Source organism: Nocardia vermiculata NBRC 100427 (genome assembly GCF_001613265.1).
GTDB classification, from domain to species: Bacteria; Actinomycetota; Actinomycetes; order Mycobacteriales; family Mycobacteriaceae; genus Nocardia; species Nocardia vermiculata.
Map to the genome: position 1 here is coordinate 154,608 of NZ_BDCA01000004.1, position 13,185 is coordinate 167,792.

Here is a 13,185-nt window from a genome sequence, read left to right on the forward strand (position 1 = left end):
TGCGATCAGTCCGGGAGCGAACGCAGGATGCCGCGGCCGTAGCGCTGGAACTGCGCGTCGTCGACCATTGCCAGCGAATGGCGCTCGACGAGCAGTTCCCACTCGGAATACAGCTGGGGAACCCCGGGGTCCGGTTGCGCTACGGCGCCGTCTGCGGACTCGCGCTGGATCGCGAAATTCACCGCGCCGACGATGCGGTCGGTATCGGCCCGGTCGGTGCCCACGAACCGTAGCGTCGTATTGCCGTCGGTGAGATCGATGCTGTAGTCGCCACCGGGCTCGGTGTCGCCGTCCTTGCCGACCTCGGCGGCGATAAGCGCCGCGACCGGCATCTCGTACCAGTAGGCGGGTGTGGACCCGATCGAGAGCAGCAGGACCCGGGTGGTCGTCACCGCCAGCAGCCCGCGCCCGCGTCCCGCCGGGGGTACCGCCGTGACCAGTGCGGTCTCCAGCATGAATTCCTCGGGGGTGACGATCGTGTGCAGTGCCTCTGCGGCCGCGCGTACTTCTCGGCGGGGGGCCATCCGACGGACCGCGCGATCCACATCCGCGCGGGTCGGGCCTGCTTTGCCCCACACCGGATTGGGCGGCGTGAGGTCCGGTGCGGACATGTCTATTCGCTGGGTGGCCAGAATCTGGGAGTTGATCCGTTCCGCGATCATCGACGCCGGTGGCACGTCGTGTTCGGCGATCAGCACCGGCAACGGGGTGCGATCGGCCGGAACACCGGTCAGCACCGGGCTCGGATAACGCAGGTAGATCTCGATGACGACGGCGTCGTCGGCGCGCCGGTTGAGCCGGACCTTCAGTAGATCCGACACGGGAACGTCCAGCACCCGCTCGCCATCGGTGCCCGGCCGCAGGACCTGTACGCGTCCGCCGCCGTGCCGCAGTATCGCCGTGGGTGTCCGTAGCTCGACTATGTCCATACCCCCTGCGTTCGTCCTGTGTTGTCGCTCACAATAGGTCGTGCATGCCATGATTGGGACCATGTGGGTGGTCACCGTGAGGTGATCGCCCGGTAGGTCGGGAACCACCAGCATTCTCCGACCGTTTAGCTGTTGAACTGCTTCAGCTGCCGAACTGCGCGATGTATCGAGTAGACCGTACGCGGTAACGTGGCATGTCCGCATCCGTTCCGGCCGACACGGTCGGTACCGGTACCGGATACGGCCCCGCTCGAACGCATAGTAGGCATACACCGGAAACACCGGAAAGGACTGGCCCGCCGGCCGACGCTCTATGAACCGCAAGACAGTGTTTCGAAATCTGGCCATAGTCGCGGGCATCCTGCTCGTGATCTATCTGGTCAGCTACTTCAGCAACGACACGCGCGGCTGGAAGAACGTCGATACCTCGGTGGCGCTATCCCAGCTGGCAGATAAGGGCAACGTCGATCAGGTCCGGATCGACGATAAAGAACAGCAGCTACGTATCACCCTGAAACAGGGCAACGATGCCACGGACGGCCAGACGCAGATCATGGCCAAGTACCCGAGTGGCAGCGCGGTCTCGGCGCAGATCCTGCAGGACGTGCAGAACTCCGGCGCTCCGTACAACACCTCGGTCAAGCAGGACAACTGGTTCACCCAGATACTGCTGTTCGTCCTGCCGATGGTGATTCTGCTCGGGCTGTTCATCTTCGTGATGTCCCGCATGCAAGGCGGTGGTCGCGGCGGCATGATGGGCTTCGGTAAGTCCAAGGCCAAACAGTTGACCAAGGACATGCCCAAGACCACATTCACCGATGTGGCCGGCGCGGACGAAGCGGTCGAAGAGCTCTACGAGATCAAGGACTTCCTGCAGAACCCGGCCCGCTATCAGGCGCTGGGCGCGAAGATCCCCAAGGGCGTATTGCTCTACGGCCCGCCCGGTACCGGTAAAACGCTGCTGGCCCGGGCGGTCGCCGGTGAGGCCGGGGTGCCGTTCTTCACGATTTCCGGTTCGGACTTCGTCGAGATGTTCGTCGGTGTCGGCGCGTCGCGCGTGCGTGACCTGTTCGAGCAGGCCAAGCAGAACAGCCCCTGCATTATTTTCGTCGACGAGATCGACGCCGTCGGCCGGCAGCGTGGTGCGGGCCTGGGCGGTGGTCACGACGAGCGCGAGCAGACGCTGAACCAGTTGCTGGTCGAGATGGACGGTTTCGGCGACCGCACCGGTGTGATCATCATCGCGGCCACCAACCGCCCCGACATCCTCGACCCCGCGCTGCTGCGCCCGGGCCGGTTCGACCGTCAGATCCCGGTCTCGAACCCCGATCTGGCCGGCCGCCGTGCCATCCTGCGCGTGCATTCGCAGGGCAAGCCGATCGCCACCGACGCCGATCTGGACGGGCTCGCCAAGCGCACCGTCGGCATGTCGGGTGCGGATCTGGCGAACGTCATCAACGAGGCGGCCCTGCTCACCGCGCGTGAACACGGCAACCTGATCACCGGCCCGGCTCTGGAGGAGTCGGTGGACCGGGTGATCGGTGGTCCACGCCGTAAGAGCCGCATCATCAGCGAGCACGAGAAGAAGATCACCGCGTACCACGAGGGCGGGCACACCCTGGCCGCGTGGGCGATGCCGGATATCGAACCGGTCTACAAGGTCACGATTCTGGCCCGCGGGCGTACCGGCGGCCATGCGATGACGGTGCCCGAGGACGACAAGGGCCTGATGACCCGCTCGGAGATGATCGCCCGGCTGGTGATGGCGATGGGCGGCCGCGCCGCCGAGGAGCTGGTCTTCCACGAGCCGACCACCGGCGCCTCCTCCGATATCGACCAGGCGACCAAGATCGCCCGCGCGATGGTCACCGAATACGGCATGAGCGCCCGGCTCGGTGCAGTGCGCTACGGCCAGGAACAGGGCGATCCCTTCCTGGGCCGGCAGATGGGCACCGCCTCGGACTACTCGCACGAGGTGGCGCGGGAGATCGACGAGGAGGTGCGCAACCTGATCGAGGCCGCGCACACCGAGGCCTGGGCGATCCTCAACGACTACCGCGACGAGCTCGATGCGCTGGCCACGGCGTTGCTGGAACGCGAGACACTGCACCGCCGCGACCTCGAGCAGGTGCTGTCGACGGTGGACAAGCGGCCGCGCATCACCGCGTTCAACGATTTCGGTGAACGGGTGCCGTCGGACCGGCCGCCGGTGAAGACTCCGCGCGAACTCGCCGCCGAACGCGGTGAGCCGTGGCCGGACGAGACCGAAACCCGTCAGGTGCCGCAGCCGGCCCCGCAACCGGTTCCGGCCAACGGCTATCCGCCGGAGGGACAGCAGGCCAACCCGACCCCGGCATACGGTTATCCGGCCCCGCCGCAGGGTGGGTACCCGCGCCCCGCGACCGGCCCCGGCTATCCGCGCCAGGGCGGCACGCACGGCTCGCGACCGGATTACGGCGCACCGGCCGGATGGTCGGCTCCCGGCTGGCCGCCACGCGAGGAAGGCGCCGCGCAGCCGGAGTACGGGACCCCGCAGGGATACGGCGATCCGCAGCGGTACGGCGGCGGTCATCGGCGTCCCGAGTGGACCGGGGATCAGGAAGGCCCGGGACAGAACGGAAACCGCAACGGTGCCCAGGATCACGGCGATTGGGACGGACCGAACGGTCACCGGTGACCGGCTGCGATTAGGCTCGACTGTCGAGCCGCGCTCTCGGCGCGTTGTTTTACGTGATGTGTGGAGGTTTCCTCGAATGTCGGCCACTAACGGTGCTCCCACGGAGTCCGATTCGGCGTCCGCGGCTGCCTCCGTCGTGACGGAGGCGGCGGATTCGATCGCCTTGACCACCGGCCGCCCCTTCGATCAGCGGCGCGCCGAGGCCGCAGTGCGGGAATTGCTGATCGCGGTCGGTGAGGATCCGGATCGTCCCGGTCTGATCGATACTCCGGCGCGGGTCGCGCGGGCCTATCGCGAGATGTTCGCGGGCCTGTACGAGGAACCCGACGCCGCGCTGAACACCACCTTCGACGAGGGCCACCAGGAATTGGTGCTGGTGCGCGACATTCCGCTGTATTCCACCTGCGAACATCATCTGGTGTCGTTCCACGGTGTCGCGCACGTCGGCTACATTCCCGGTCCGCACGGTCGGGTCACCGGTCTGTCGAAACTGGCACGCGTGGTGGACCTGTATTCCAAGCGTCCGCAGGTGCAGGAGCGTCTCACCAGCCAGATCGCCGATGCGGTGATGCGGAAGCTGGACCCGCGCGGCGCCATCGTGGTGGTCGAGGCCGAGCATCTGTGCATGGCGATGCGCGGCATCCGCAAGCCGGGGGCGAGCACCACCACTTCGGCGGTGCGGGGGCTGCTGCAGACCAACGCGTCCTCGCGGGCCGAGGCGCTCGACCTCATCCTGCGCAAATGAGCGATCGCCCGTTGATCACTCCGCGCGGCGGGCGCTCGTGTGTGGTGATGGGCGTTGTGAACGTCACCAGTGACTCCTTCTCCGACGGCGGGCGGTATCTCGATCCCGCCCGGGCGGTCGAACACGGTGTGCGGCTGTACGAGGCCGGGGCCGACATCATCGATGTGGGCGGTGAGTCCACTCGTCCCGGGGCCACCCGCGTCGATCCCGAGACCGAGGCGGCGCGGGTGGCGCCGGTGATCCGCCGGCTCGTCGAGGCGGGCGTGCCCACCAGCGTCGACACCATGCGCGCCCGGGTGGCCACGGCAGCGGTCGAGGCCGGAGTGAGCGTGATCAACGATGTGTCCGGCGGCCGTGCGGACGCGGATATGGTCAAGGTCGTCGCCGACGCCGAGATTCCGTGGATCCTGATGCACTGGCGCGCGAACGCCGACCACCGCCACATCGGCCCGGCCGAGCACTACGACGATGTGGTGGCCGAGGTGCTCGCCGAACTGTCGGCGCAGGTGGATCTGGCGATGGCGGCCGGCGTGCATCCGAGCCGGCTGGTGCTGGATCCGGGGCTCGGATTCGCGAAGAACGCCGAACACAATTGGGCGCTGCTGGGCGCCCTGCCCGAACTGACGGCGCAGGGCTTGCCGGTACTGGTCGGCGCGTCTCGTAAACGCTTCCTGGGGTCGCTGCTCGGCGACGAGTCCGGCCCCCGCCCGCCCGACGGCCGCGAGGTGGCCACCGCGACCATCTCGGCGATCGCCGCGAGCCACGGAGCCTGGGGTGTGCGGGTGCACGATGTGCGGTCGTCGATCGACGCGATCACCGTCGCGGATGCCTGGCGGAGGGCCGCCGATCAAGTGCAGCGGAGGGCCGCCGATCAAGTGCAGCAGCGGGCCGCTGACCAGCTACGATCGCGGGCCGCGGATCCGGCTGGTTCACACGGTCGGGGGCGCGAATGAGTACCGATCGCATCGAGCTGCGCGGTCTGCGCGCCTACGGCTATCACGGTTGTTTCGATTTCGAACGCCGTGACGGTCAGGAATTCGTCGTCGACATCACGCTGTGGCTCGATTTCACCCGGGCAGCGGCCACCGACGAACTCGCCGCCACCGTCGACTACGGCGAGCTGGCCGAGCGGGCGGTGGCGATCGTGTCGGGTCCCGCGCGCAACCTGATCGAGACGGTGGTCGCCGAGATCGCCGACGAGGTGATGCGCGACGACCGAGTGAGCGCGGCCGAGGTGGTCGTGCACAAACCCGCGGCGCCGATCCCGCACACCTTCGCCGATGTGCGGGTGGTGGCCACGCGCCGCCGGGAGGCGTCACATGCGCAGGCGGAGGTGGCCGGATGAGTCGTGCGGTGTTGTCGATCGGATCGAATCTGGGTGATCGGTTCGCACATCTGCGCAGCGTGGTCGATGCGCTGGCACCGCAGCTGGTGGCGGTGTCGTCGGTGTATTCGACGCCGCCGTGGGGTGGTGTGCCGCAGGAGAACTACCTGAATGCGGTGCTGGTGGTCGAGGATCCGGCACTGGGGCCGCGTGATTGGCTCGAATGGGGGCAGCGGCTGGAGCAGCAGGCCGGGCGGGTCCGTGAGATTCGCTGGGGTGCGCGGACTCTCGATGTCGATGTGGTGTGGTGTGCGCACTCGCGTCCGGAAGGTCTGCGCCCGGTGGTGAGTACCGATCCGACACTGACACTTCCGCATCCGCAGGCCCACAATCGTGCCTTCGTGTTGGTGCCGTGGGCGGAGGTCGAACCGGAGGCGGTGCTGGAGGTGTTCGGCCGCAACCGCCCGGTGCGAGAACTGCTGGCCGAGTTGGACCCTGGTGAGATCGAGGGTGTGCGGTCGATCGAGTTGTCGCTGCGTGTGAGCGATCGCTGAGCGGTGGTGACGCGGTCATGAACGTGTTGAAGCCGACCAAGATTCTGGATCTGCTGGCGAATGTCGCGATTGCGGCCGCGATCGCCTGGGTGGTGACGCGCTGGGCGTATTCGAGTCTTCCCCCGATCACGGTGCTCGCCGCCGCCTCGCTCTATCCGGTGGCGTTGGTGGAAGCGGTGTTGGCGTTCGTCATTCGCGCCCGGGTGGGCGAGCATCGCATCGGTGACGGGCCCAGGCAGCTGCATCCGATCAATGCCGCACGCGCCGTGGCCTTGGCGAAGGCGTCCGCCCAGGTGGGTTCGCTGGCGGCGGGGGTGTGGCTGGGCTTCCTGATCTGGGTGCTGCCGCAGCGCGATACGGTGCGCGCCGCCGCCAACGACACTCCGGGGGTGATCGTCGGATTGGTGGCCGGACTGGTGCTGGTGGCGGCGGCGCTGTGGCTGGAGTATTGCTGTCGCGCGCCCCAGGATCCACCGGACGAACCGGCTACTTGACAGCTAATGCACCGGGTGGGGAATCACCCCCGGGTTCGCGCCGGAATCCGTCATTCGAGCTACCCTTGCGGTCATGGTTTCACCCTCCCGTAGCAGTGCTTCCCCGCGGCAGCGGGATAACGCGGGAAGAATCGTCGCCGGCGTATTAATTCTGCTCGGTCTGATTGCCAGTGTGTTTCTGATTTTCAGTGACAGCGTGCAGTTGGTCCGGGTCGGTTTGGTCGCGGCCCTGTGGGCGGCCGCGGTGGCCGCGTTCGCCGCGACCAGGTATCGACGGGATGCGGCCGTCGACCAAGCGAAGGCACGTGACCTGCACAAGGTCTACGAACTTCAGCTCGAGCGGGAGATCACCGCGCGTCGCGAATACGAGCTGGGTGTCGAGGCGCGAGTTCGGGAGGAAGTGGGCGCCGAAGCCGCGGAGATGGCCGCGCTGCGTACCGAGCTCTCGGTGCTCCGTCAGAGCCTGCAGCGGCTGTTCGACGGCGAGCTACCGGTCGATCGACCGGCACTGCATGCCGAGGTGGTGCGGGTGCAGGAATTGACCCGTGCCGCCACGGCGAACGGTAGCTCGCAGGAAACCGACGACTGGGACCCCTGGAACGCACCTCCCGTGCAGTTGCACGTCGTGTCCCCGGTATTCGACCCCGGCCACGAATCGCCGGCCTTCGCCAGCCCCTACGACGATCCGGTGACGGCGGAAACCGCGGTGGTGACCGATTCCGACGTGAACGAGGCGGACCAGCAGTCCAAGGATGCCGAGCAGGCGAAGAAGGCGGCCGAACCGTCGAAGAAGGCCACCGATCAGACCCAGGGCCCCGCCGATCAGAAGAAGAGCCCGGGCGGTCAGGCAAAGCACCCCGGTGGTCAGGCGAAGGTGTCGGGCGATGGCGCCCGGAACGCCGGCGAACGGGCCGAGGTTTCCGCTGAGCAGGGCAAGGACGCCACCGCGAAGTCGAAGGCCGCTTCCGAGGCCGAGAAGAATTCGGTGACCCCGCCCGCAGCGCAGCGCAGCGACCCGGCGTCCGAAACCGAGACATCGAAGACCGCCCCGAGCACCGAGAAAACTCCGGAACCGGTCACCCGCGTCGAATTCCCCAAGCCCCCCGCCACCGCGAAATCGGAGACCCCCGTCGGCACCGCCAACTCCCAGGGTCGCCGCCACGTCGACTCCACCGAGTCCACCCCCGGCCGCAAACTGACGGTAGCCGAGATCATGGCCAACCTCCGGTCCGAGCAGGGCGCGAAGTAGAAAGCCGCTTCACGATGTGCGAGCCCCGAACGGTCCGCACACCGCTCGATCCGGGGCCACCTCCCAGAGGCTGCTCCTATTCATGGGTTCGGCCCGCCTCGATTTTGGAGCGACGAAGGGAGGGAGCGCAGCGACTGACCGGAGGAGTGAAAAATCGAGGCCAAGGGGGCCGAACCCCCGCCGGAGCGAAGCGCAGGCCAAATAATAGAGAGGCAAATATCACTTCGGGCTACCCTGGCAGCGTTCCACTTCTGGTGCTTATTCTCGACTCGTAACGTCCGGTACCCGCCATGCGGGACTGGAACGACTTTTCGAGAGGACGATGGTGACCTCTGGGTTTTCGCGGTCCGATGGGGCCGGTGAGCTGCGCCCTGCTGTGCCCGGGGATGCGCGTGTGGGTCTGTCTCCCGACGGTTCCGGTGATCCGGCGCCCGCTCGGCTGACCGTGGGCATCGTGTCTGCGGGCCGGGTGGGTTCCGCGCTGGGTGTGGCCTTGGAACGGGCCGGTCATGTGGTGTTCGGGGTGGCGGCGATTTCGGATGTTTCGCGTCATCGCGCCCGGACCCGGCTGCCGGAGGCCCAGGTGCTGCCGGTAGAGGAGATCGCGGCGCGCAGCGAGTTGCTGGTGCTGGCGGTTCCGGACAGTGAGCTGCCCGGTCTGGTGGCGGGTTTGGCCGCGTCGGGTGCGGTGCGACCGGGCACGCTCGTGGCGCACACATCCGGTGCGAACGGGGTGGCGGTCTTGGGCCCGTTGTCCGAGCGTGGTGCGCGTCCGCTGGCGATCCATCCGGCGATGACGTTCACCGGCCACGACGAGGACACCGCCCGGTTGGCGAATGCCTGCTTCGGTATCACCGCTGCGGACGAGATCGGCTATGCGATTGCCCAGTCACTGGTGATCGAGATGGGCGGCGAGCCGATTCGGGTGCCGGAGGAGAATCGCATGCTGTATCACGCGGCGTTGGCGCACGGCAGTAACCACCTGGTGACCCTGATCGTGGATGCGGTGGCGGCTCTGCGGGCGGCGCTGGATGGTCCTGGCCTGCTGGGGCAGCAGGTGGTCGACGACCAGCCGAACGGTGTAGCTGAACGGATGCTGGAGCCGCTGGTGTCGGCCGCTCTGGACAACGCGCTGCGCCGCGGCCTGCCGGCGTTGACAGGCCCGGTCGCCCGCGGCGATGCGCCCGCGGTCCGCGCCCACCTCGCTGCGCTGGAGGCCGCCGACCCGCAACTGGCCGCCGGCTACCGCGCCATGTCGCTGCGAACCGCCCAACTGTCAGGCGCACAACAAGAAGTACTGGACACACTCCTCGAGGAGGCACAGTGAGTAACAATCGCGCAGCGGCTCGCTGTGTCGACCGGGTGCGGGTGTCCCGCATGTCGCTGGGCACAGTGAGTGGTAATCGCGCAGCGGCTTGCTGTGTCGACCGGGTGCGGGTGTCCCGCATGTCGCTGGGCACAGTGAGTGGTAATCGCGCAGCGGCTTGCTGTGCCGATCGGGTGCGGGTGTCCCGCATGGCGCAGGAGGCACTGTGAGCGGCAGCAAGGTGAGTCCGGAGCAGTTGCGTGCGCTCTACCGTCCGGGGGAGTTGTCGGTGGTGCACGATCCGGCGGCGTTGTCGGCGGTGACCTCCGCCCTGCGTGGGGTGGGGCGCACGGTGGCGCTGGTGCCGACGATGGGCGCATTGCACGAGGGGCATCTGGAGTTGGTGCGCCGCGCCAAGCGCACCAATCAGGTGGTCGTGGTGTCGATCTTCGTGAATCCGCTGCAGTTCGGCCCGAACGAGGATTTCGATTCCTATCCCCGCACGCTGGACGCCGATGTGGAGCTGTTGCGCGCCGAGGGCGTGGCGATGGTGTTCGCGCCCAGTCCGTCCGAGATGTATCCGGACGGTCCGCGCACCTCGATCCATCCGGGCCCGCTGGGTGCCGAGCTGGAAGGCGCGAGCCGGCCCACGCATTTCGCCGGAATGCTGACCGTGGTGGCGAAGTTGCTGCGAATCGTCGCTCCGCACGAGGCGTTCTTCGGTGAGAAGGACTATCAGCAGTTGACGTTGATCCGGCAGCTGGTGCGGGATCTGAATTTCGACGTCGACATCATCGCGGTGCCGACGGTGCGGGAGGCCGACGGGCTGGCCTTGTCCTCGCGTAACCGCTATCTCGACGCTGAGCAGCGTGAGCTGGCGATCAGGTTGTCGGCTGCGCTGGTGGCGGGGCGCCATTCGGCCGGTCTGGGCCCGGATGCGGTGCTGCAGGCGGCCCGTTCGGTGCTCGACGATGTTCCCGGTATCGAGGTCGACTATCTGGAATTGCGCGGTGCCGATCTCGGCCCGATCCCGGCCAGCGGTAACGCTCGGCTGTTGGTGGCCGCCCGGATCGGCTCCACTCGACTGATCGACAACGCGCCGGTCGCGGTGGTAGCGGCCACCGCCGAACCGGACAACAGTCCGGCTCCACCCTCTCAGTCTGCCCAGGCCGACGCATAGGAAAGGCGACCAACGATGTTGCGCACCATGATGAAGTCGAAGATCCACCGCGCCACGGTGACTCACGCGGACCTGCACTATGTGGGTTCGGTGACGGTGGACCCGGATCTGATGGACGCCGCGGATCTGCTCGAGGGTGAGCAGGTCTGCATCGTCGACATCGACAACGGATCTCGGCTGGAGACCTATGTGATCGCCGGTGAGCGTGGTTCCGGCGTGATCGGAATCAACGGCGCGGCAGCGCATCTGGTGAAGCCGGGCGATCTGGTGATCCTGATCGCCTACGGCATGATGGACGAGGCGGAGCTGCGCGAATATCAGCCGCGGGTGGTGTTCGTCGACGACCGCAATCGCCGGGTCGAGCTGGGTTCGGACCCGGCGCATGCCCCGGAGGGCTCGGGGCTGACCTCGCCGCGCTCACTGACGTTCGCCTGAGTCGCGGGCAGCGGGGCATCGAGGATGCTGCTCACGATCGACGTCCGGAACACCAGTATCGAGATCGGTCTGTTCTCGGGTAGTGGTGCACATGCCGAACTGGTGCACACCTGGCGGTTGCACACCAATCCGTTGTTGGCCGCGGACGAGTTCGCCATGCAGGTGCGCGGGCTGGTGGGGGACCGGCTGGATCAGGTAGTCGGCGTCTCGGCGTTGTCGACGGTGCCGCCGGTGCTGCGGGAATTGCGCACCATGCTGGGCCGCTATTGGTCGCATGTGCCGCATGTGCTGGTGGAACCCGGTGTGCGGACGGGGATTCCGTTGCTGGTGGATAATCCGAAGGAGGTCGGTGCCGACCGGATCGTGAACTGTCTGGCGGCATATCACCGGTTCGATTCGCCGGCGATCGTGGTCGATTTCGGCACCGCGATCTGCGTGGATCTGGTGTCGGCGAAGGGAGAGTTCCTCGGCGGCACCATAGCTCCGGGAGTCGAGATCTCCACCGAGGCGCTGGTTGCGCGCAGTGCGCTGCGGCGTGCCGAACTGACCCGCCCGCGGTCGGTGGTGGGGAAGAACAGTATGGAGTGCATGCAGTCCGGCGCCGTATTCGGTTTCGCCGGTCTGGTGGACGGTCTGATCGACCGGATCCGGGACGAGATGGATGCTTTTGCCGGTGACAATGTGTCGGTGGTCGCGACCGGCCCGACAGCACCGTTGATCGTGCCCGAATCGGAGACCATCGATCATCACGAGCCCCATCTGACCTTGGAGGGGCTGCGGCTGGTGTACGAGCGTAATCAGCAGCGGCGCCGGTCCTGAGGTGCGGTGACCGGGCTCGGGCGGTGGTGACTGTGTGGTGTGGCACACCGGTTTGTGCCGGGCTCGGGTGCTGCTAGACTCGCGACCGTGACTTTCCGTGTGAGCACCCAGGAGTGTTGTCGAGGCTGATTCGCCTCGGCTGATGTCGAGGCTGCGTATCCGCCCTCGAACATCGACCTCTCCTTGGAGCCTCGCTCATGCGTTCCGCCCCTTTCTCCTCTGCTACTGCTGTCTCGACCGGCGCGTCTCGCCGTGGTTCGGGGCAGTTGCCCCCGGCTCGGCAGGCCGCTGATTCTGCTCGGCTCGCCGCGGCTGTTCCCGATCGTTCGATCGCTTCGGCGTTGCCGACGCGGCTGCGTCCGGCGGATCTGCTGCGCCTGACCGATGAGGGCGCCGAGGACGTGCTGGCCGGTCGCTTCGACCATCTGCTGCCGGAAGGCGGGTTTCCGGCCGAAAATCGCTGGGCGGTGCGGATCCATACCGACGACGAGGTCGATGTCTGGTTGATCAGCTGGGTTCCGGATCGGTACACCGAACTGCACGACCATGCCGGTTCGCTCGGCGCCTTGACCGTCTTGAGTGGTGCCTTGTCGGAATTCCGCTGGAATGGAAAGGAATTGCGGCAACGCACGCTGACCGCCGGCGATCAGGCCTCCTTCCCGCTCGGCTGGGTGCACGACGTGGTGCGTGCCCCGGATCAGTTCGCCGGAACGCTGGATCAGTCCAATCCGACGCTGTCGGTACACGCCTATTCACCACCTCTTTCTGCTATGTCCTATTACGAGGTGACCGGTCACGGCTCGCTGCGGCGCACCCGTTCCGTGCTCACCGACCAGCCCGAAGGCGATGTGAAATGACGCACACGACCGCCCGTGAGGGGGCCCGCGAGGGCCGAATGACCATTGCCGGGATGTTGGACGCGGCTCGCTCGCAGCTGCGCCGCATGTATGCGTTCGAGTTACCGGACGCGATCGCGCGCGGCGCCGTTCTCGTCGATATCCGTCCCCAGGCGCAGCGCGTCCGCGAAGGCACCTTTCCGGGGGCGCTGGTCATCGAGCGCAATGTGCTGGAGTGGCGGCTGGACCCGTCCAGCTCCGCGCGGCTGGCGCTGGCCACCGATCATGATCGCGAGTGGGTGGTGGTGTGCTCGGAGGGCTACACCTCGAGTCTGGCCGCCGCCGCACTGCAGCAACTGGGTCTGCATCGGGCCACCGATGTGGTCGGTGGTTACCAGGCGGTGAAGGCCGCGGGCCTGCTGTCGGTGGCCGCGGGAGCACCCCATCTGGCCGGTGAGGTCAATGCGCTGGTGTCGCTGTAATCGGCCGGGTGAACGGGGGTCGGGCGCGCGCGGAACGATTTCCGGCGCACGATAGGGTAGTTGGCTGTGAGCACCCCGAACAGCCCTTCGTCCGGTGACTCCGCGGGCCGGGTTCCTGCGGGGCAATCCCGTCCCGCCGCAGCGGAAGTCGACGC

15 protein-coding genes are annotated in these 13,185 nt (G+C 67.2%); 14 read left to right on the forward strand and 1 reads right to left on the reverse strand.

Translation table 11 applies throughout. The annotated features are described in order from the left end of the window. Positions 1–5 precede the first annotated feature (5 nt). Positions 6–929: a hypothetical protein gene (locus tag NV2_RS07620; RefSeq protein ID WP_067870831.1), complete on the reverse strand. Its 924-nt coding sequence runs from the start codon at positions 927–929 to the stop codon at positions 6–8. A gap of 313 nt (positions 930–1,242) precedes the next feature. Between NV2_RS07620 and ftsH the strand changes: the two genes are divergently transcribed. From ftsH to NV2_RS07685, 14 genes are all read left to right on the forward strand, one after another. Beyond that, on the forward strand, positions 1,243–3,606 hold the full coding sequence (gene ftsH, locus NV2_RS07625) for an ATP-dependent zinc metalloprotease FtsH (protein ID WP_067870832.1): 2,364 nt from the start codon (positions 1,243–1,245) through the stop codon (positions 3,604–3,606). Between the two features lie 76 nt (positions 3,607–3,682). Continuing rightward, entirely contained in the window at positions 3,683–4,351 is a 669-nt protein-coding gene (gene folE, locus NV2_RS07630) for a GTP cyclohydrolase I FolE (protein ID WP_067870833.1), read from the forward strand. Continuing rightward, positions 4,348–5,304, forward strand: coding sequence for a dihydropteroate synthase (gene folP / locus NV2_RS07635; protein ID WP_084474099.1), 957 nt, complete (start codon positions 4,348–4,350; stop codon positions 5,302–5,304). The genes folE and folP overlap by 4 nt, the downstream gene beginning before the upstream one ends. Beyond that, positions 5,301–5,696, forward strand: a complete 396-nt coding sequence (gene folB, locus NV2_RS07640) for a dihydroneopterin aldolase (RefSeq protein WP_067870834.1) — start codon at positions 5,301–5,303, stop codon at positions 5,694–5,696. The genes folP and folB overlap by 4 nt, the downstream gene beginning before the upstream one ends. Further along, positions 5,693–6,229: a 2-amino-4-hydroxy-6-hydroxymethyldihydropteridine diphosphokinase gene (gene folK, locus NV2_RS07645; protein ID WP_067870835.1), complete on the forward strand. Its 537-nt coding sequence runs from the start codon at positions 5,693–5,695 to the stop codon at positions 6,227–6,229. The genes folB and folK overlap by 4 nt, the downstream gene beginning before the upstream one ends. Before the next feature lie 23 nt (positions 6,230–6,252). Continuing rightward, complete coding sequence (locus NV2_RS07650; protein ID WP_218018958.1) at positions 6,253–6,723, forward strand: DUF3180 domain-containing protein; 471 nt, start codon at positions 6,253–6,255, stop codon at positions 6,721–6,723. Between the two features lie 73 nt (positions 6,724–6,796). Further along, complete coding sequence (locus NV2_RS07655; RefSeq protein ID WP_157102789.1) at positions 6,797–7,972, forward strand: DUF6779 domain-containing protein; 1,176 nt, start codon at positions 6,797–6,799, stop codon at positions 7,970–7,972. A gap of 322 nt (positions 7,973–8,294) precedes the next feature. After that, the gene (locus NV2_RS07660; RefSeq protein WP_157102790.1) at positions 8,295–9,299 is read left to right on the forward strand and encodes a Rossmann-like and DUF2520 domain-containing protein; all 1,005 of its coding nucleotides are present in this window, start codon (positions 8,295–8,297) and stop codon (positions 9,297–9,299) included. Then, positions 9,296–9,508, forward strand: a complete 213-nt coding sequence (locus tag NV2_RS31340) for a hypothetical protein (protein ID WP_157102791.1) — start codon at positions 9,296–9,298, stop codon at positions 9,506–9,508. The genes NV2_RS07660 and NV2_RS31340 overlap by 4 nt, the downstream gene beginning before the upstream one ends. 11 nt (positions 9,509–9,519) lie before the next feature. Beyond that, positions 9,520–10,458: a pantoate--beta-alanine ligase gene (gene panC / locus NV2_RS07665; protein ID WP_157102797.1), complete on the forward strand. Its 939-nt coding sequence runs from the start codon at positions 9,520–9,522 to the stop codon at positions 10,456–10,458. Positions 10,459–10,473: 15 nt separating this feature from the next. Further along, on the forward strand, positions 10,474–10,893 hold the full coding sequence (panD, locus tag NV2_RS07670) for an aspartate 1-decarboxylase (protein ID WP_067870838.1): 420 nt from the start codon (positions 10,474–10,476) through the stop codon (positions 10,891–10,893). 24 nt (positions 10,894–10,917) lie between these two features. Further along, complete coding sequence (locus tag NV2_RS07675) at positions 10,918–11,712, forward strand: type III pantothenate kinase (protein ID WP_067870839.1); 795 nt, start codon at positions 10,918–10,920, stop codon at positions 11,710–11,712. A gap of 197 nt (positions 11,713–11,909) precedes the next feature. Further along, on the forward strand, positions 11,910–12,569 hold the full coding sequence (locus NV2_RS07680) for a cysteine dioxygenase (protein ID WP_084474101.1): 660 nt from the start codon (positions 11,910–11,912) through the stop codon (positions 12,567–12,569). A gap of 38 nt (positions 12,570–12,607) precedes the next feature. Continuing rightward, complete coding sequence (locus NV2_RS07685) at positions 12,608–13,030, forward strand: rhodanese-like domain-containing protein (RefSeq protein ID WP_067870920.1); 423 nt, start codon at positions 12,608–12,610, stop codon at positions 13,028–13,030. The last annotated feature ends 155 nt before the right edge of the window (positions 13,031–13,185 follow it).

Coding starts and splice junctions, on each gene's coding strand:
- NV2_RS07620 (WP_067870831.1), bottom strand. CDS start 929: ATGGACATAGTCGAGCTACGGACACCCACGGCGATACTGCGGCACGGC.
- ftsH (WP_067870832.1), top strand. CDS start 1,243: ATGAACCGCAAGACAGTGTTTCGAAATCTGGCCATAGTCGCGGGCATC.
- folE (WP_067870833.1), top strand. CDS start 3,683: ATGTCGGCCACTAACGGTGCTCCCACGGAGTCCGATTCGGCGTCCGCG.
- folP (WP_084474099.1), top strand. CDS start 4,348: ATGAGCGATCGCCCGTTGATCACTCCGCGCGGCGGGCGCTCGTGTGTG.
- folB (WP_067870834.1), top strand. CDS start 5,301: ATGAGTACCGATCGCATCGAGCTGCGCGGTCTGCGCGCCTACGGCTAT.
- folK (WP_067870835.1), top strand. CDS start 5,693: ATGAGTCGTGCGGTGTTGTCGATCGGATCGAATCTGGGTGATCGGTTC.
- NV2_RS07655 (WP_157102789.1), top strand. CDS start 6,797: ATGGTTTCACCCTCCCGTAGCAGTGCTTCCCCGCGGCAGCGGGATAAC.
- NV2_RS07660 (WP_157102790.1), top strand. CDS start 8,295: ATGGTGACCTCTGGGTTTTCGCGGTCCGATGGGGCCGGTGAGCTGCGC.
- panD (WP_067870838.1), top strand. CDS start 10,474: ATGTTGCGCACCATGATGAAGTCGAAGATCCACCGCGCCACGGTGACT.
- NV2_RS07675 (WP_067870839.1), top strand. CDS start 10,918: ATGCTGCTCACGATCGACGTCCGGAACACCAGTATCGAGATCGGTCTG.
- NV2_RS07680 (WP_084474101.1), top strand. CDS start 11,910: ATGCGTTCCGCCCCTTTCTCCTCTGCTACTGCTGTCTCGACCGGCGCG.
- NV2_RS07685 (WP_067870920.1), top strand. CDS start 12,608: ATGACCATTGCCGGGATGTTGGACGCGGCTCGCTCGCAGCTGCGCCGC.